16 protein-coding genes and 5 tRNA genes are annotated in these 16,394 nt (G+C 59.7%); 13 read left to right on the top strand and 8 right to left on the bottom strand.

From position 1 onward, the window contains the following. Positions 1-113: 113 nt before the first annotated feature. Positions 114-1,967, bottom strand: a complete 1,854-nt coding sequence (locus tag BA011_RS06050) for a PHA/PHB synthase family protein (protein WP_237352661.1) — start codon at positions 1,965-1,967, stop codon at positions 114-116. 150 nt (positions 1,968-2,117) lie between these two features. On the opposite strand from BA011_RS06050, the gene BA011_RS06055 reads away from it, so the two are divergent. The 5 genes from BA011_RS06055 (at position 2,118) to recJ (ending at position 7,660) form a co-directional block, all read left to right on the top strand. Then, the gene (locus BA011_RS06055; protein WP_065279781.1) at positions 2,118-2,531 is read left to right on the top strand and encodes an SHOCT domain-containing protein; all 414 of its coding nucleotides are present in this window, start codon (positions 2,118-2,120) and stop codon (positions 2,529-2,531) included. Between the two features lie 221 nt (positions 2,532-2,752). Beyond that, positions 2,753-3,970: an LL-diaminopimelate aminotransferase gene (locus BA011_RS06060; protein WP_018445590.1), complete on the top strand. Its 1,218-nt coding sequence runs from the start codon at positions 2,753-2,755 to the stop codon at positions 3,968-3,970. A 61-nt stretch (positions 3,971-4,031) separates the two neighbouring features. Beyond that, complete coding sequence (locus tag BA011_RS06065; RefSeq protein WP_065279782.1) at positions 4,032-5,357, top strand: homoserine dehydrogenase; 1,326 nt, start codon at positions 4,032-4,034, stop codon at positions 5,355-5,357. Between the two features lie 150 nt (positions 5,358-5,507). Next, a complete protein-coding gene (locus BA011_RS06070; RefSeq protein ID WP_420493423.1) occupies positions 5,508-5,777 on the top strand; it encodes a hypothetical protein in 270 nt (89 codons plus the stop codon). Positions 5,778-5,857: 80 nt separating this feature from the next. Further along, on the top strand, positions 5,858-7,660 hold the full coding sequence (gene recJ, locus BA011_RS06075; protein ID WP_065279783.1) for a single-stranded-DNA-specific exonuclease RecJ: 1,803 nt from the start codon (positions 5,858-5,860) through the stop codon (positions 7,658-7,660). 48 nt (positions 7,661-7,708) lie between these two features. On the opposite strand, the gene BA011_RS06080 is transcribed toward recJ, so the two are convergent. From BA011_RS06080 to gloA, 5 genes are all read right to left on the bottom strand, one after another. Further along, positions 7,709-7,783, bottom strand: a tRNA-Glu gene (locus tag BA011_RS06080). A 245-nt stretch (positions 7,784-8,028) separates the two neighbouring features. Next, a tRNA-Glu gene (locus BA011_RS06085) sits at positions 8,029-8,103 on the bottom strand. A gap of 74 nt (positions 8,104-8,177) precedes the next feature. Continuing rightward, positions 8,178-8,252, bottom strand: a tRNA-Glu gene (locus BA011_RS06090). Between the two features lie 197 nt (positions 8,253-8,449). Next, positions 8,450-9,508 carry a YcbK family protein gene (locus BA011_RS06095; protein ID WP_420493428.1) on the bottom strand — a complete coding sequence of 353 codons (1,059 nt, stop codon included), beginning with the start codon at positions 9,506-9,508 and terminating at the stop codon, positions 8,450-8,452. Between the two features lie 173 nt (positions 9,509-9,681). Beyond that, the gene (gene gloA / locus BA011_RS06100; RefSeq protein WP_065279785.1) at positions 9,682-10,122 is read right to left on the bottom strand and encodes a lactoylglutathione lyase; all 441 of its coding nucleotides are present in this window, start codon (positions 10,120-10,122) and stop codon (positions 9,682-9,684) included. Between the two features lie 195 nt (positions 10,123-10,317). Between gloA and BA011_RS06105 the strand changes: the two genes are divergently transcribed. Together BA011_RS06105 and BA011_RS06110 are read left to right on the top strand one after the other, a co-directional pair. Continuing rightward, entirely contained in the window at positions 10,318-10,896 is a 579-nt protein-coding gene (locus BA011_RS06105) for a cold-shock protein (protein WP_012757289.1), read from the top strand. A gap of 2 nt (positions 10,897-10,898) precedes the next feature. After that, on the top strand, positions 10,899-11,387 hold the full coding sequence (locus BA011_RS06110; protein ID WP_065279786.1) for a DUF192 domain-containing protein: 489 nt from the start codon (positions 10,899-10,901) through the stop codon (positions 11,385-11,387). Between the two features lie 62 nt (positions 11,388-11,449). Here the strand turns inward: BA011_RS06110 and BA011_RS06115 are convergent. Next, positions 11,450-11,526 (bottom strand) — tRNA-Pro (locus BA011_RS06115). Positions 11,527-12,167: 641 nt separating this feature from the next. Here BA011_RS06115 and BA011_RS06120 point away from each other — a divergent pair. From BA011_RS06120 to BA011_RS06140, 4 genes are all read left to right on the top strand, one after another. Continuing rightward, on the top strand, positions 12,168-12,473 hold the full coding sequence (locus tag BA011_RS06120; protein ID WP_065279787.1) for an ETC complex I subunit: 306 nt from the start codon (positions 12,168-12,170) through the stop codon (positions 12,471-12,473). 57 nt (positions 12,474-12,530) lie between these two features. Beyond that, positions 12,531-12,607 (top strand) — tRNA-Arg (locus BA011_RS06125). Positions 12,608-13,382: 775 nt separating this feature from the next. Continuing rightward, positions 13,383-13,751 (top strand): hypothetical protein, encoded by a 369-nt coding sequence (locus BA011_RS06135; RefSeq protein ID WP_065279789.1) that lies wholly within the window; start codon positions 13,383-13,385, stop codon positions 13,749-13,751. Between the two features lie 531 nt (positions 13,752-14,282). After that, entirely contained in the window at positions 14,283-15,122 is an 840-nt protein-coding gene (locus BA011_RS06140; RefSeq protein ID WP_065279790.1) for an isocitrate lyase/PEP mutase family protein, read from the top strand. A 285-nt stretch (positions 15,123-15,407) separates the two neighbouring features. On the opposite strand, the gene BA011_RS06150 is transcribed toward BA011_RS06140, so the two are convergent. Continuing rightward, a complete protein-coding gene (locus tag BA011_RS06150) occupies positions 15,408-15,698 on the bottom strand; it encodes a DUF982 domain-containing protein (protein WP_011651794.1) in 291 nt (96 codons plus the stop codon). Positions 15,699-15,739: 41 nt separating this feature from the next. Between BA011_RS06150 and BA011_RS44165 the strand changes: the two genes are divergently transcribed. Then, entirely contained in the window at positions 15,740-15,943 is a 204-nt protein-coding gene (locus BA011_RS44165; protein WP_186806510.1) for a hypothetical protein, read from the top strand. Between the two features lie 164 nt (positions 15,944-16,107). Then, on the top strand, positions 16,108-16,287 hold the full coding sequence (locus BA011_RS06155; RefSeq protein ID WP_065279792.1) for a hypothetical protein: 180 nt from the start codon (positions 16,108-16,110) through the stop codon (positions 16,285-16,287). Positions 16,288-16,394 lie beyond the last annotated feature (107 nt).

Raw genomic sequence — 16,394 nt, forward strand, 5'->3', positions numbered from 1 at the left:
GACCACCCACGACGTCCGACTGTCTCGCAAGGATGACGAATTATGGTTTCTAATTTGTTTACGCGGTGTCGCTCTGTCTCTCGACGTCTCAAAAAGAGATGTGTTGGGCCTTCTCAGGCGCGCTCCATCACATAACTTCCCGGCGCTTCCTCGATCGCGTTCAACGCATCGCCGCCAGGTTTGCGGGCCGGCACGCGTCTGCCGTCATGCGTCTCGATCCAGGCCTGCCAATGCGGCCACCATGATCCCGGAGTCTCCGTCGCGTGCTCGAGCCAGGTCTCGTAGTCTCCCTTGGCGGGGCCGCCCGTCCAGAATTGATACTTCTTCCTGTCGGGCGGATTAACGACGCCGGCGATGTGTCCGGAGCCGGTCACGACGAATTCCACTTTGCCGCCGAAGAACCGGCTGCCGAGGAAGACGGACTTGGCAGGGGCGATGTGATCCTCGCGGGTGGCGAGATTATAGATCGGGATCTTGACGTCCTTCAGCGACACGGACTTGCCGTCGAGGATCATCTCGTTCTGCGTCAGCGCATTCTTGAGATAGCAATTGCGCAGGTAGAAGGCATGGTTTGCCGCTGCCATGCGGGTCGAATCGGCGTTCCAGAACAACAGGTCGAAGGGCAGGGGATCCTGGCCCTTGAGGTAGTTGTTGACGAAATAAGGCCATATCAGCTCGGAGGCGCGCAACATGTTGAAGGCCATCGACATCTTCGTACCGTCGAGATAGCCGGCCGCCTGCATATGCTCTTCGAGCGATTCAAGCTGCTCCTCGTCGACGAAGACCTTGAGGTCGCCGGCATGGGTGAAGTCGACCTGGGTGGTGAAGAGTGTGGCGGTCTTGATGCGCTTGTTCTTCTCCTTGGCATGCAGTGCCAGTGTTGCCGCCAGCAGCGTGCCGCCGACGCAGTAACCGACGGCGTTGACGTCCTTTTCGCCGGTCGCCTTCTCGACCGTTGCCAGCGCGAAATCGATGCCCTCGCGGGCATAGGCCGCCCAGTCCTTGTCGGCGTGGCGCGCATCCGGGTTGACCCAGGAAATGACAAAGACCGTCTGCCCCTGGTCGACGCACCATTTGATGAAGGATTTTTGCGGGTTGAGGTCGAGAATATAGAACTTGTTGATCCAGGGCGGGCAAATCAGAAGCGGCCGCTTCAGCACCGTTTCGGTCGAAGCCTCGTACTGGATGATCTGGCAGATGTCGTTCTGGGCGATCACCTTGCCTGGCGTCAGCGCCATGTCGCGGCCAACGGCAAATTTCGTCATGTCGGTCTGGCGAAGACGAAGGTCGCCATGTCCGGCAGCAATATCCTCGGCCAGCATCTTCATCCCGCGCACCAGATTGGCGCCGCTGGTCGCGATCGTCTCGCGGTAGAGCTGCGGATTGGTGGCGATGAAATTGGTCGGCGAAAGCGCTGCCGTGATCTGCTTCACGTAGAAACCGGCCTTGTGCTTGGTGTGCTCGTCGAGACCATCGGTCTCCGACACCATCTTTTCCACCCAGTCGGTTGTGACGAAATAGACCTGGCGGAGAAAATCGAAGAATGGATTCTTCTCCCAGTCCTCGTCCGAGAAACGCTTGTCCTTGCGGGTGTCCGGCTCGGGAGGCGTGGGATCGCCCTGCATGCCGCGCATGCCTTGCATGCGCTGCATCGAGCGCATCCAGATGCCGAAGAACGAGGACATCAGCTGCGTCTGTGCCTCGAAGGTGCGGCGCGGATCGGAAATCCAGTATTCGGTGACCTTGGAAAGCGTCTTGACCATGTCGGTCATCGGATCGGCGGCGCTTTCGCTGATCTCGCCGCGTTCGCGCGGCGCAAGCCAGGCAGACGCTGCTTGTCCGAGATTTTCGAGCGCCCGAGCGAAATTCATCGCCATGGCCTCAGGATCCTTCAACAGATAGGGATCGAGATCGGTCGCGTCGAAGCCGGCCTTGCCGCCATTCTCCTGCTTGCTGTCGGTCACCATTTCCTCCGGCGGCAGCACCACTCTTTTTATCCATTCGTTGTACATCGTGATCGAACGAGAAAACAAGTTCCACCCGCGTCGGCTCATGCTATTGCTTTGTGGCTGCGACAAATTTAACAGTCGAAGCAGTCAAAACTGGATTTTTGAGGCATGACGAAGAACGGCATTCGGCGCATCGCAACCTTCAACCGCACCGCACTGATCTGCGCCGCGGCGGCGATGGTTCTTGCCGGATGCAATCTGACGGCGGAACAAAAAGCCGCAGCCGCCGCGAAGCGAGCGGCACCGACCGCCGTCGTCATGCCGGCCACCAAGGGCGAGGCGGCCGAGGGCGGCCTGGCAAAATACCCGGACGGCTATCCGAATTTCGGCGCGCCGCTGACCGCCGCCAATGTGCAGATGAGCGACGAGCAGGCGGCCGAACTGCAGCATCAGCTGACGGCACTTGCCGCCCGGCGCAAGGCAGGCGCGATCTCGGAAGCCGAATATCAGGCCAAGGTCGCCGAAATGCGGCGTCTCGCCGCCGAGCACGGCACCGATACGCTGTCTGAAATCTCCAAATAGACCTTGCCTTTCAGGCGATTTGGACGCAAAGCCTTCGACAAGGATCGGAAGATACAATTTTCCCGATAAAGCGCGTTTCGCGGCCTTTCCGTCAAAGATTCGCCGCGTCGCTTGGGTCTGATGAATACGGCGTTGCGATTCTGAAGTTCGTGTCGCAGCCGCCGGGAGACGGAACGAACTTCGACTGCGGCCCGAAATGCCGCCTTTCCATGGGGAATGAGATGGAAGAGTTTCACAAAGTCCGGCGTTTGCCGCCTTATGTTTTCGAACAGGTCAACCGTTTGAAGGCAAGCGCGCGAGCGGGCGGCGCCGATATCATCGATCTCGGCATGGGAAACCCCGACCTTCCCACTCCCCAGTCGATCGTCGACAAGCTGTGCGAGGTCGTGCAGGATCCGCGCACGCACCGTTATTCCTCTTCCAAAGGAATTCCGGGCCTGCGCCGCGCCCAGGCCGCCTATTATGCCCGCCGTTTCGGCGTCAAGCTCAACCCGGATACCCAGGTGGTCGCCACCTTGGGCTCCAAGGAAGGCTTCGCCAACATGGCGCAGGCAATCACGGCGCCTGGCGACGTGATCCTCTGCCCGAACCCCACCTATCCGATCCACGCCTTCGGCTTCCTGATGGCCGGCGGCGTGATCCGTTCCATGTCGGTGGAGCCGGATGCGAGCTTCTTCGAACCGCTCGAACGTGCCGTCCGGCATTCGATCCCGAAGCCCTTGGCGCTGATCCTCAACTATCCCTCGAACCCGACGGCTTTTGTCGCGACGCTCGATTTCTACAAGGACGTCATCGCCTTTGCGAAAAAGCACGACATCATCGTGCTTTCCGACCTCGCCTATTCGGAAATCTACTTCGACGGCGCCCCGCCGCCGTCGGTTCTCGAAGTGCCGGGCGCAATGGACGTGACGGTCGAGTTCACCTCGATGTCGAAGACCTTCTCCATGCCCGGCTGGCGCATGGGCTTTGCCGTGGGCAACGAGCGGCTGATCGCGGCGCTTACCCGCGTCAAGTCCTATCTCGACTACGGCGCCTTCACGCCGATCCAGGTGGCGGCGACGCATGCGCTGAATGGCGATGGTTCCGACATTGCGGAAGTTCGCAACGTCTATAAACGTCGCCGCGACGTCATGGTCGAGAGCTTCGGCAAAGCCGGGTTCGACGTGCCGCCGCCGGCTGCGACGATGTTTGCCTGGGCGAAGATCCCCGAAAAGTTCCGTCATCTCGGTTCGCTGGAATTCTCCAAGCTGCTGGTCGAGAAGGCCGACGTCGCTGTTGCCCCGGGCATCGGCTTCGGCGAAATGGGCGACGACTACGTCCGCCTGGCACTTGTCGAGAACGAACACCGCATCCGCCAGGCTGCGCGCAACATCAAGAAGTTCATGTCGACGGCAGACGAGACGATGCACAACGTCATCTCGCTGAACGCACACCGCTAATCCAACCGTTGGGCAGCCGCGTCATGCGGCTGCCGCCACACAGACATTTCAGGATCGATCCATGGCAGATGCCCTCAAAATCGGCATTGCGGGCTTGGGCACCGTTGGCGCCTCGCTTGTCCGCATCATTCAGCAGAAGAGCAACGAGCTTGCCGTCACCTGCGGGCGTCCGATCACCATCACGGCCGTCTCGGCACGTGACAAGGCGAGGGACCGCGGCATCGATCTTTCCACTGTTACCTGGTTCGACCGGCCGGAAGAGCTTGCCGCAAAAGGCGATATCGACGTCTTCGTCGAGCTGATGGGCGGCGCCGAAGGGGCTGCCAACATCTCGGTGCGTACGGCACTCCAGCGTGGTCTCCATGTGGTGACAGCCAACAAGGCGCTGCTTGCCTATCACGGCGTCGAGCTTGCGACGATCGCCGAGGAGAAGGGGTCGCTGTTGAACTTCGAGGCGGCAGTCGCCGGCGGCATTCCGGTCATCAAGGCGCTGCGTGAATCGCTGACGGGCAATTCCGTCTCGCGCATCTATGGCATCATGAACGGCACCTGCAATTACATCCTGACCAAGATGGAGAAGGAGGGGCTTTCCTTCGCCGAATGCCTCAAGGAGGCGCAACGGCTGGGTTATGCCGAGGCCGATCCAGCCTTCGATATCGAGGGCAACGACACGGCCCACAAGCTTTCCATCCTGACGACGCTGGCCTTCGGCAATCAGATCGCGGCCGACGACATCTATCTCGAAGGCATCACCAACATCTCGATCGAGGATATCCACGCCGCGGCCGAGCTCGGTTATCGCATTAAGCTCTTGGGCGTTGCCCAGCGCACCGATACAGGCATCGAGCAGCGCGTCCATCCCACAATGGTGCCGGTCGATTCGGTCATCGCCCAGGTCGACGGCGTCACCAATGCGGTGGCGATCGAATCCGACGTGCTCGGCGAACTGCTGATGGTCGGCCCTGGCGCCGGCGGCAATGCCACGGCCTCGTCGGTGCTTGGCGATATCGCCGATATCGCCAAAAGCCAGCCAGGCGCCCAGCGCGTGCCGGTGCTCGGCCATCCCGCAGCGACGCTGGAACCCTACCGCAAGGCGCAGATGCAGAGCCACGAGGGCGGCTATTTCATCCGCCTGACCGTGCTCGACCGCACCGGCGTCTTTGCCAGCGTCGCAACCCGCATGGCCGAAAACAACATCTCGCTGGAATCGATCGTCCAGCGCTCCAAGCAGCACCTGGCGCCATCGCACCACCAGACGATCATTCTCGTCACCCATGCGACGACGGAAGACTCGGTGCGCAAGGCGGTCGTCTCGATCAAGTCGGAAGGTTATCTCTTCGGTGAGCCGCAGGTGATTCGCATCGAGCGGCCGAAAGAGGAAGGCTGACCTCTTTTTTTGCGACAATCCGGGATGGCTGACCCGCTCTGTGCACGCAGGGCGGGTTTTTTTATGCCTGTTTAGCCGCTCTCACGAAAACTTATATTAACAGATACCGAAACATTGATATAAATAAGCCGGGAGAGGGAGTCGCCGGCTTTGGAGAATATCGTGAACAAGGACAGCCATGCCGGGAAGGGGTATGGTCGTTCGGAAGAAGAACCTCCCGATCATCCTGGTGTGTTTGAGGAAGTTCCCGAAACGGACCGTGATGTGGTTCGTTACCAAATCCCCGGGGCCTCCAGCGAGGCCCCTGATGACGACGAAAGTCCTGAAGGCCGCAACTGGGCCATTCTTCTTACCCTGTTTTCCGTCATTCTCGTGCAGATAACCGGCATCGCCCTGATCGTCTGGGCGGTATTCTGGTAAAAATCCGTGTCTGCAAATCCATCGCTATGTTATCTCCGCTGCTCCTGTAGAAAGAGTAGATGAAGTCAGCGGAGTGTGGCATGGCAGATCTCGTCGACCCCGTACAGCGCGCGTTTCTCGGCGTGGAGAAATCCGCGCTCGACAATCGCTGGGTGGCGCGGCTCGACCAGGCAGGGCAGAACCGCGCGCTAGCCATGTCGCAGATCCACGGATTGCCGGATCTGATCGCCCGGGTGCTCGCCGGGCGCGGCGTGACGGTCGACGAGGCGATCGAATTCCTCGATCCGACGATCCGCAGCCTGATGCCCGATCCCCATAAGCTGACCGATTGCGAAAAGGCCGCGACCCGCCTCCTGCGCGCGATCGAGCGCGGCGAGAGCGTCGCGATCTTCGGCGACTACGACGTCGACGGCGCAGCCTCCTCCGCACTGATGTTTCGCTTTCTCAGCCATTTCGGCGTCAGGGCGAACATCTATATTCCCGACCGCGTCTTCGAAGGTTACGGCCCCAATCCGGCGGCGATCAATCAGTTGATCGATAACGGCGCTCAGCTGATCGTCACCGTTGATTGCGGCTCCACCAGCCACGAGGCGCTTACCGCCGCAGCCGCGCGCAATATCGATGTCGTCGTCATCGATCACCACCAGGTGACACATGAGCTGCCACCCTGCCATGCGCTCGTCAACCCGAACCGCGAGGACGATCTCTCGGGGCAGGGGCATCTTTGCGCCGCCGGCGTTGTCTTCATGGTGCTGGTCGCGACGCTCCGGCTGCTGCGCGCGGCCGGTAACAAGCGCATCCTGGCGATCGACCTGCTGCAGTGGCTGGATATCGTGGCACTTGCGACGGTCTGCGATGTCGTGCCGCTGAAGGGTCTCAACCGCGCCTATGTCGTGAAGGGGCTGGTCGCTGCCCGCCACCAGAGCAATGCCGGACTGGCAGCACTGTTCCGCAAGGCGGGGCTCGCCGGCCCGGTGACACCCTATCATTTCGGCTTCCTGATCGGCCCGCGCATCAATGCCGGCGGGCGGATTGGCGATGCGGCACTCGGAAGCCGGCTGCTGACGCTCGACGACGCTGGCGAGGCGGAGGTGATCGCGCAGCGCCTGGACGAGCTCAACCGCGAGCGACAGGCGATGGAGGTGATCATGCTGCAGGAGGCCGAAGCCGAAGCGCTCGCCGAATATGGCGACGGCGAGGGCGCCTCCGTCATCGTCACCGCCCATGAGAAATGGCATCCCGGCATCGTCGGGCTGATCGCGGCGCGGCTGAAAGAGAAATTCAAGCGCCCGGCTTTCGCGATCGCCTTCGATCCCTCCGGCCGCGGCACCGGCTCGGGCCGCTCGATCAACGGCTTCGACATGGGCAGGATGGTCCGGGCTGCGGTCGACGAGGGTCTGCTCGTCAAGGGCGGCGGCCACGCCATGGCCGCGGGTCTGACGGTCGAGCGCGCCGATCTCGGCAGGCTGAGGACCTTCTTCACGGAGAAGGCCGAGAGGACGGTGGCGAGCCTCGTCGCCAACGAAACGCTGAAGATCGACGGCGCGATCGGAGCAAGCGGGGCCACCCTCGAACTCATCGACCGCCTGGAGGCGGCCGGCCCCTATGGTTCGGGCCATGCACAGCCGCTCTTTGCCGTGCCGGCGCATAGGGTGCGAGACGCCCGCTTAGTCGGTGAGAAACATGTGAAGGTGACGCTGGAGGCGATGGACGGATCGCGGCTCGACGGCATCGCCTTCCGCGCCGCCGATACGCCGCTCGGCAATCTTCTCATCAATTCACGTGGTGCCAGCCTGCATGTCGCCGGTTCGCTCGGTGCCGACCATTACCAGGGCGCACGCCGCATCCAGCTGCGCGTCTGCGATGCAGCGCCGACGAAATAGAGTGGCCGCGCAAGAGGCTGGCGATGGAAAGTGTCAAGGGAGAGAAAGTGGTACGCCCTAGGGGAGTCGAACCCCTCTTCCCAGAATGAAAATCTGGTGTCCTAACCGATAGACGAAGGGCGCTTCCTTCGTGGTGGCGCCCTTATAGTCAGCGCCTTCGAAGGCCGCAAGCGCCAAGGCGCGAAAAAATCATCGTTTTCGCCGATTTATTTCGGCTGTGGAAAATCACGGCGCAGGCTACGGCGGAGCGGAGACAAATCAAACCGGCGGGCTAGGATGGGCAGCGTCGCGCGAACCGAAGGGTTCTCCTCGAGGGGACCGACAGGGCCGGCCGACGTCGATCGAATGACGACGGCCTATCATCAGGATGGTACGCCCTAGGGGAGTCGAACCCCTCTTTACAGAATGAGAATCTGTCGTCCTAACCGATAGACGAAGGGCGCAGGCAGCCTCGTTAAAATAGGAGTGCGCGCCGGCTTCTGCAAGCGGAAGTGTTGGCTTCTATATGGAGAGAAAGTGGTACGCCCTAGGGGAGTCGAACCCCTCTTCCCAGAATGAAAATCTGGTGTCCTAACCGATAGACGAAGGGCGCTTCCTTCGTGGTGGCGCCCTTATAGTCAGGCGTTTTGAATCCCGCAAGCGGAATTGCGGTTTTCTTTCAAAAAAATGACAGGAAATCCGAGTGCGTTTGAGAAGCTGATTATTGAAGCTGAATCAATAGGCTGCCGGTTGTTTCTTTAACGAGACGAGGCGGCGCTGCCGTAACGTAATGCGAAAACCGCGCGGCCGTCAGATCGCTCTTGCCGTCGCTATCGGTGTGCGCTTGCCGCCGCAGCCCCAGTTCCAGTCACGGGTTTTGCCGGTATCGAGGTGAACCGAATCCGTGTGGCAGTAGGTGCCGACGCCGCCGCGGTCCGGCAAGGAGCGGATATAGGCGGCGATATCCCATTTCGTCACGCCGTCGATCTGGATATCGGCGGCCTCGCAGCTCTTGTGCATCGATTCGTCAGCGCCGCCGACGAGGCGGTTGTGCTCTTCGTCGCGATAGCCGGAGGTGACGATAACAGGCCGGCCGAAATGACTTTCGACCGTCTTGATCACTTTCAAGAGGTCGGGCTTGAAGCAGCCAACCTCGACCTTGTCGTTCTGGAGATGCAGCCCGTTCGGCGCGATACGCGTCATGCCGGGCAGGGCCGCCTTGTGCAGCAGGCCCGAGAGGCTGCCGAGCAGGTTCTGCTTCGGCGCGCTGTAGAGCGCGTTCATCGTCGAGGTCGGAATGCTGCCCGTCGCCAACGACGCTGTCTGCACGGGCGCAAGCTGCGTGCTGCTATTCTGCGAGGATTGCTGCGGCAGCACCGGCTCCGCCGGCTGTTGGGACACGGGCGGCTGGCTGTAGACGCTGCTTCGCGCAGGTGCTGCACCTTCCACCGGCACATAGACCTGCGGCTGAATGACGGTGGACGTGCTGTTGTTCTGCGGCGCCGGCTGGTGATCGGAAAAGATGCTCATCGCCTGCGCGTTGATCCGGGTCGACTGCAGGACGAGCCCGCCAATATTGGCAGGCGCCGCCGTTGCCGAGCCAGCGGGCGGGCCGGCTGCATTCGGATCTTGTGCCACGACCTGGGGCGCGCCCTGGACGCCGGAGACGTTGACGAGCCGGGGATCGGTATAGACCGAACGTGGGGCAGGGCTTGCAGGCGCTGCCGTGGCCAGCTGCGGTGCTGCGGCCGGCACAGCCGGAACCACCGCCGCCGAATCGAGTGCCTTCTTGTCCGACGCGCATCCGGACAGCGCCAGCACCGAGGTGGCGATCAGCAAAGCGCCCGTCACGGGCATCCGCATCAGCATCTTACGCAAGCGACAGTCTCCAGTTGATGCGGAAAATTGGCGAAAACGCTTCTCGTCCGCTTCGAGTCGTCGGAGATTGCCTGCGGCGTGGGATCGCGGCAAGCGCCGAGGCGCCGGCCGGACCCGAAATCGAAAAAGCCGCAAGCCTCGCAAAAGCCTTGCGGCGAAAACCCTTACCAGGCGCCGGTATTGCCCATCGAAGACCAGGGTTCGGCGGCCGGAAGTGGGTTGCCCTTCTGCAGGATTTCGATCGAGATGCCGTCGGGCGAGCGCACGAAGGCCATGTTGCCGTCGCGCGGCGGCCGGTTGATGGTGATGCCGTTGTCCATCAGATTCTGGCAGGTGGCGTAAATGTCGTCGACCTCATAAGCGAGGTGGCCGAAATTGCGTCCTCCGCTATAATCTTCCGTGTCCCAATTGTAGGTAAGCTCGAGGCAGGGGGCTTTTTCGCTGCGCGCACGGTCGAGATCGTCGCGAGCAGCCAGGAAAACCAGGGTAAAGCGGCCCTTCTCGTTTTCGTGGCGGCGAATCTCCTCCAGGCCGAAAAGCGTGGTGTAAAAGGTGAGTGAGGCGTCGAGGTCTTTGACGCGCACCATTGTATGAAGATAACGCATTCTATTTACTCCTTTATTGGGGCTAGCTTTTTTCGGCGAGCCGAGGTCAGCTTCGGGCAAGTCATCTTTATAAAATGTGCACCTGGGAATAACCGAAAACTAGGACTTGCGCTTATCCGTTACCAAGATGTTAATCTTGATTACAAGAATCAGTTAACCGTAACAGTGTGACGCGTATTCGAGGGGCTGGCGACAATGGCTGACAGGATTTCATCGAACGAATACTCCGATCTCGACGAGCTATCAGGAGAGGCGGTCGATCTTGTTGAAATCACCGGCGTCGTCAAGTGGTTCGACGTTGCCAAGGGTTTCGGCTTCATCGTGCCCGACAATGGCATGCAGGATGTTCTCCTGCACGTAACCTGCCTGCGCCGCGACGGTTACCAGACGATCCTCGAGGGAACGCGCATCGTCGCCCTCATCCAGCGCCGCGAGCGCGGCTACCAGGCTTTCAAGATCCTCTCAATGGACCAGTCGACCGCGGTTCATCCCTCGCAGCTGCCGCCGGTGCGCACCCATGTGCAGGTCACCGCGACGAGCGGCCTCGAGCGTGCGCTGGTCAAGTGGTTCAACCGCACCAAGGGCTTCGGCTTCCTGACGCGCGGCGAGGGCACCGAAGATATCTTCGTGCACATGGAGACGCTGCGCCGCTTCGGCCTGACGGAGCTCCGCCCCGGCCAGGTGGTTCTCGTCCGCTTCGGCGACGGCGAAAAGGGCCTGATGGCCGCAGAGATCCATCCCGACGTTCCGAGCCCGGCAAGCCGGTCGCACTGAACATGCGCGGCCTAATCATATTTGATGCTTTCAGAAGCGCCATCCTGGCGCTTTTTTTCATGGTCGCGCTGCCGGCCTTGGCTGACGAGGGGATGCGGTTCGACAAGGAGCCGCTGCTGATCCAGACCGCTGCGGGCAAGGTGCTGCATTTCACCGTCGAAATCGCCTCGACCCCGGATCAGCGCGCCCACGGCCTGATGTTTCGCAAGGTGATGGCCGATGATGCCGGCATGATCTTCGATTTCGACCAGCCGCGGCGCGTCACCATGTGGATGGAAAACACCATCCTGCCGCTCGACATGCTTTTTGCCGACGACACCGGCACGATCCGCCACATCAAGGAAAAGGCAGTGCCCTATTCGCGCGACATCATCGATTCGATGGTTGCGGTGAAATACGTCGTCGAACTCAACGCCGGCATCGTTGCCAAACTCGGAATCAAGCCCGGCGACAGGATCGTCAGCGCCACGACAACGAAGAAGGCGAAGTGAGGGTGCGCGACCACGAGCAGGGTGCGCCTGTCAAGGAATTGAACAATATCGGGATATTTGAATGGTCGGAGTGGAGAGATTCGAACTCCCGACCCTCTGGTCCCAAACCAGATGCGCTACCAGGCTGCGCTACACTCCGTGCCGTGAATGGCAGGGGAGATACACGGTTCACTTCGCCGTCGCAACCCATAAATCCAGCTCTGGCCGAAGATTCCTCGCCGGACCTGTGGATGCAGACAGAAAAATCTTGATAGGCCGCCAGCCTGCTTGCCAGGCGCACCAGTTCGGTCTGCCTGGCGCAATTGTACGTCAGCACAAGGCTACCTTAGCCGTGGGCGATCAGGCCGATATATTGGGCGTAGCTGATGACAACGTAGAAGAACGCCGTGATGCTAGCGCCTATGACAATGGCATTGAACTCCGCCGAACGTCTCATCATGAGCTGCAAATCCACTGAAATCGATTGAGCCGTAAACTAGTGCCGAGGGAAGGCAGCGGCAATCAGGTTGTGATCACAAGGTGAGACAAGCGGAAATATTGCGAAATCCGGCCGGCAATCCCCGGATTTGAAAGGGAGGCGGTGTCGGCCGTCATGCGAACGGAGTCGGCAGCCGTGTCGCACACCGCCTTTTTTCTTGAAAATGCGGGGATTCGCGGCTAAGCAAAATTCATCTCTTGGCATTATCCTCAGCGATGATGCCAAGGCCCGAGAACGGGCCGGCAACGGGATTGAGACCATGAAAGGCGGGCGCTGCCCGCATAGTCGGAGACGCTGCAGTCATGTCTGCCAAGATCTATCGTCCAGCCAAGACCGCCATGCAGTCCGGCAAGGCCAAGACCCATCTCTGGGTGCTTGAATACGATCAGGAGTCGGCGCGCAAGATCGATCCGATCATGGGCTACACTTCCTCGGGCGATATGCGCCAGCAGGTGAAGCTCACCTTCGAAACGCAGGAACTCGCCGAAGCCTACGCCCAGCGCAGCGGCATCGAATACCGCGTCATCGCACCGAAGGATCCGGTTCGCCAGGTCGTCGCCTATCCGGACAATTTCCGCTATACGCGCACGCAGCCCTGGACGCATTGAGATTTCTGGTCCAGATATGCCGCTTCCGGTCGCGCTCGTGAGACGCGGCCGCCGGACGGCCCCTTAGCTCAGCTGGATAGAGCACCTGCCTTCTAAGCAGGTTGTCGCAGGTTCGATTCCTGCAGGGGTCGCCATCATTTCAAGTGTCCATACACATGGTAATAGCTGGTTTCGTGATTTTGCCGAAAAGGTTTGTCCCTGCGCGGTCTGATCTGGACACTTCGCGGCATTTGATTTGGGCATTTCCGATTTTTGAGCTCGCTCAGCGTGAAGCGATCGTGCACGGACTTCGCACCCTGCTGTCTCGTTGGCGAACGTCAAGCTGATCAGGGAAGACCTCGTCGCCGGTGAGTTGGCCCTTCGTCAGAGGCCTTTTCGCAATTTCCTCAACCGCCTCCGTGGATCGCTGGCCTTGCCTGGCAACAAAGGCGTAATTCTCGACCATTGCGCCTCGTTCAACTGGCCTTCACTCCCATCAAAGGCCTCCGCGCTTCACACGGTACCCTATGAACCAGTGATCAACGGATTTGGGAATCCTGAATGTCGATCGGTCCAAAGGCTCTCCGACACGATCTGCGCCTTGACCTCATCGGGCCAATGCCGGTGAAATTCACGTACAGACTTCCTGGTCGTGGGAACCTCCAATGTACTCTCCATAGAGAAACTTTCGTTGCTTGCCCATGGTATGGCGATCACTGATTAGGGAGAGAGGACAATGTGGGAGTGGGACGCCGGTTTCTTTCCACATAGTGATCGAACTGGATGGTGTGCTTCGCGTAGCCAAACGCGATCACGTCGAGCGCATTTGCGTAACTGTACTTCCATGGCCTGCTCCTACAGCAGAATGGATAGCAGCCCGGCCGTCGAAGTGGTATAATCTATCGTCCGCATGCACCACGGGAGGGGTGAATGCGTTGGTTTCTGACCATGTTTTTTGTCGTCGGGCTGTCATTGGTTTCCAATGCGAAGGCAGCGGAACCATTGATTTTTCACACGGCTCATTTCGACGATGACACCGTTGTTAGCCTTGGCCTTTTAAGCAACCACACCGCAGAGCAAGCTGGATACGATTTCGATGTCCTGATCTCACTCTCGCAAGACAATGCTGCGGGTGCTGGTTACAGCGATCCGGGAAAGCACCGAGCATTCGTTAAATGTGGCGATCCAGCCAAGGTGTCCGTCCGAGGTATTGACTATCTCGTGCAAACATCGGGCGCGGGAGGCGATGACTGGAAGGACGATCTGTGGAGGGCGGTCTGCACGCCGCCCGTCTCGTAACCGGTGTTTTCCTCGGCGGGAGTAAACCCCGCTTCGCGGCGCAAATACCACACATCTATTGGAAGCCGACGTCCCGGCAGAACCACGGAACTCTCAGGTATCCAAAGGGCGGTCGGAACTGGCGCCGGAAGGGTTCATCGCCCGTTTCTACAGACGGTCAGAACTGGCGCAAGCCGGCTTGTCGGTCTGACGTCAACCTGTTCGAAAAAAGCCCGCTTCGGCGGGTTTTTTTGTGCGTTCTCAGTGAATATGCCCAATTCAAATGCCGCGAGATGCCCAGGCGTGTTGGAAGGGCTGGCAAATTACGCAATGATTTCAATGGCTGTATTTCCAAAAAGGACAAACCAAGACCGCGTAATCAGTTTCGGCCTCTGCTGCGGACTCATGTCTAGTCCAGCGCGTGAGAGTGACGGAAATGCGCACCAATAACGCATCGTCGCTATTCTCTCTGAAGCAAGTTCGCGCAATGCGTTCACATTTCGTTCTCGTGGTGTTAATCTCAGCCTCAGTGACGGGCAAGGGGAGGCCTTTATGGATCAAAGGGGCAAGTTTGAGCGACTGAAGGCGCTTCACCAAGGGGACAGTGCCTTTGTCATCCCGAACCCGTGGGACGCCGGTTCGGCTCGCCTTCTCGCGAGCCTTGGCTTCGAGGCACTCGCGACCACCAGCGCGGGTTACGCCTTTTCCAAAGGCAAGTTGGATTCATTCGCGAGCCTTGGACGGGATGAGGTTCTTGAGAACGCTGCCGAGATCGTTGGCGCTGCTGATCTTCCTGTCTCTGCTGATCTTGAAGATGGCTTCGGTGCGTCGCCAGAAACCTGTGGGGAAACCATCCGCTTGGCCTGCGAAATTGGACTTGTCGGCGGGTCGATCGAAGACGCAACAGGCAATTCTGCTGCCCCGATCTATGATCTGTCGCAAGCCGTCGAGCGCATCCATGCTGCAGCAGAGGCTGCACGCGGTCTGCCTTTCCTTCTCACGGCGCGGGCGGAGAACTATCTTTGGGAGAGACCAGATCTAGACGACACCATAGAACGGCTGCAAGCGTTTTCGGCCGCTGGGGCAGACGTGCTTTACGCACCCGGCTTGCCTGACATCGAGGCAATCAGAACCGTTTGTGCAGCCGTGGACAAGCCAGTCAACGTGGTCATGGGTTTGAAAGGGCGAAAATACTCTGTTGCCGAACTGTCGAGCGTCGGCGTGCGCCGCGTGAGTGTCGGCGGCTCTTTCGCGCGGGCCGCGCTGGGTGCGTTGATGCGCGCCGCTATGGAGGTGAAAACAGCCGGTACGTTTGGATATGCCGACGACGCGCTCTCCTCTGCATTCGCCAGCCAACTGATGTCACAGGAGAAGCGCAAGGACAGGCTATGAGTTGGGCAGAAAACAAAGTCGAGAAGCAAAGATTGCCTCAAGGGATCGCTGCGGCAGTTAGTTTGTCGTCAGCACGACGACCTGGATGGAACGTCACGGTGACTTTCTTCGCGCGGATGAAACCATCCAGCCCGTAACAGGGTCGGAGCTCGATTTCGATGTCTTCCGGTCCTTTTGGCAGGGCATAGTAAGCGGCTCGACCGCGATCAGTTGCGTAGCGGAGGACGAGACCATTACTGCTCGAGCGTTTCCGCAAATTCTTCCCTGGAATCTGCTCGAGCGATCTCAGTGAACGACCGAGAGGTAGCGGATGCCGGCTTCATCAGCCGCTCTCATCAGTGCTTCCCGCGCGGCGCCCGGGGGCGTGGTTCCGCGGATGGCGTCGAGGCATGTCCTCACCGCCACGACATATTCCTCGCCGTCATCGCCGGGCCATTCGGAAATGAGCATGGTGGCTGCGTCGCCGAGGGTCCTGACGACGCTGTATTTTTCCTGGCCGCTCATGAGGATCCTCAGTGCGGGAAACTGATGCGATGTGTACCGATTCATGACATTTGGTCCTTGCATCATAAACATATTAGTAACTCTGCAAGAAGTGTTCCAACCGGCGCTGCAGGATGACTATCCCCTATGAATCGGCAAAAGCAGTCGGCAACAACGCCTCTCCAGTCAGGAAGCCGGGAACTTGTTTTAAACACATTGCCGTCATATTGATTCATCTATCGAAATTGCTTGTCGAGCTTGGTTTGCGCCCTGGCGTCCCAGCTGATCTTTCCTTTCAAAATCGATTTCTGCGCCGTCCGGCAGCCGCCGGAAGGTGATCGTCATGCCGGTTGAGGGGGGATCGTCATGAACGCAGGCAATTCTTTGATCGACACAAGCCTCCGCCCACACCCATCGTCGCTGCCTGATATGCCTTCGGTCTTTGACCGCGGATGTCAGTGGCGGCATTCCGGCTGGGTTTTCCAGCCATTGAGGAGATTTCATGAGCAAGACCAATGCAGAGGCACTGTTGCGCAAAGCGCAGCGCCAGGTTGCCAATACCAGCGGCGGTGGCCATCTCGGCGGCACCAACTTCGGTCAGGGCAATGATGCCAAGACCTCGTCCGGAAGCGGCAATCGCCCGGCGGGCAAGGGTCGGCCGCCAGCTGGCAGCAAACGCTGACTATAAAGCCGCGCGTCTTTCCGATTTAAGGAACTATGCAGAGGTTGCAGCATCGCGATTGAAGACAGCCCCGCCAAAATGGCGGGGTTTCTGTTTGACAGGCCTCA

The organism is Rhizobium leguminosarum, from assembly GCF_001679785.1.
Taxonomy (GTDB): domain Bacteria; phylum Pseudomonadota; class Alphaproteobacteria; order Rhizobiales; family Rhizobiaceae; genus Rhizobium; species Rhizobium leguminosarum_R.

Bases quoted from the DNA above. Each gene is read 5' to 3' on its own strand.
- BA011_RS06050 (WP_237352661.1), bottom strand. From the start codon at position 1,967: ATGGTGACCGACAGCAAGCAGGAGAATGGCGGCAAGGCCGGCTTCGAC.
- BA011_RS06055 (WP_065279781.1), top strand. From the start codon at position 2,118: ATGACGAAGAACGGCATTCGGCGCATCGCAACCTTCAACCGCACCGCA.
- BA011_RS06060 (WP_018445590.1), top strand. From the start codon at position 2,753: ATGGAAGAGTTTCACAAAGTCCGGCGTTTGCCGCCTTATGTTTTCGAA.
- BA011_RS06065 (WP_065279782.1), top strand. From the start codon at position 4,032: ATGGCAGATGCCCTCAAAATCGGCATTGCGGGCTTGGGCACCGTTGGC.
- recJ (WP_065279783.1), top strand. From the start codon at position 5,858: ATGGCAGATCTCGTCGACCCCGTACAGCGCGCGTTTCTCGGCGTGGAG.
- BA011_RS06095 (WP_420493428.1), bottom strand. From the start codon at position 9,508: ATGCTGATGCGGATGCCCGTGACGGGCGCTTTGCTGATCGCCACCTCG.
- gloA (WP_065279785.1), bottom strand. From the start codon at position 10,122: ATGCGTTATCTTCATACAATGGTGCGCGTCAAAGACCTCGACGCCTCA.
- BA011_RS06105 (WP_012757289.1), top strand. From the start codon at position 10,318: ATGGCTGACAGGATTTCATCGAACGAATACTCCGATCTCGACGAGCTA.
- BA011_RS06110 (WP_065279786.1), top strand. From the start codon at position 10,899: ATGCGCGGCCTAATCATATTTGATGCTTTCAGAAGCGCCATCCTGGCG.
- BA011_RS06120 (WP_065279787.1), top strand. From the start codon at position 12,168: ATGTCTGCCAAGATCTATCGTCCAGCCAAGACCGCCATGCAGTCCGGC.
- BA011_RS06135 (WP_065279789.1), top strand. From the start codon at position 13,383: ATGCGTTGGTTTCTGACCATGTTTTTTGTCGTCGGGCTGTCATTGGTT.
- BA011_RS06140 (WP_065279790.1), top strand. From the start codon at position 14,283: ATGGATCAAAGGGGCAAGTTTGAGCGACTGAAGGCGCTTCACCAAGGG.
- BA011_RS06150 (WP_011651794.1), bottom strand. From the start codon at position 15,698: ATGTTTATGATGCAAGGACCAAATGTCATGAATCGGTACACATCGCAT.
- BA011_RS44165 (WP_186806510.1), top strand. From the start codon at position 15,740: ATGACTATCCCCTATGAATCGGCAAAAGCAGTCGGCAACAACGCCTCT.
- BA011_RS06155 (WP_065279792.1), top strand. From the start codon at position 16,108: ATGAGCAAGACCAATGCAGAGGCACTGTTGCGCAAAGCGCAGCGCCAG.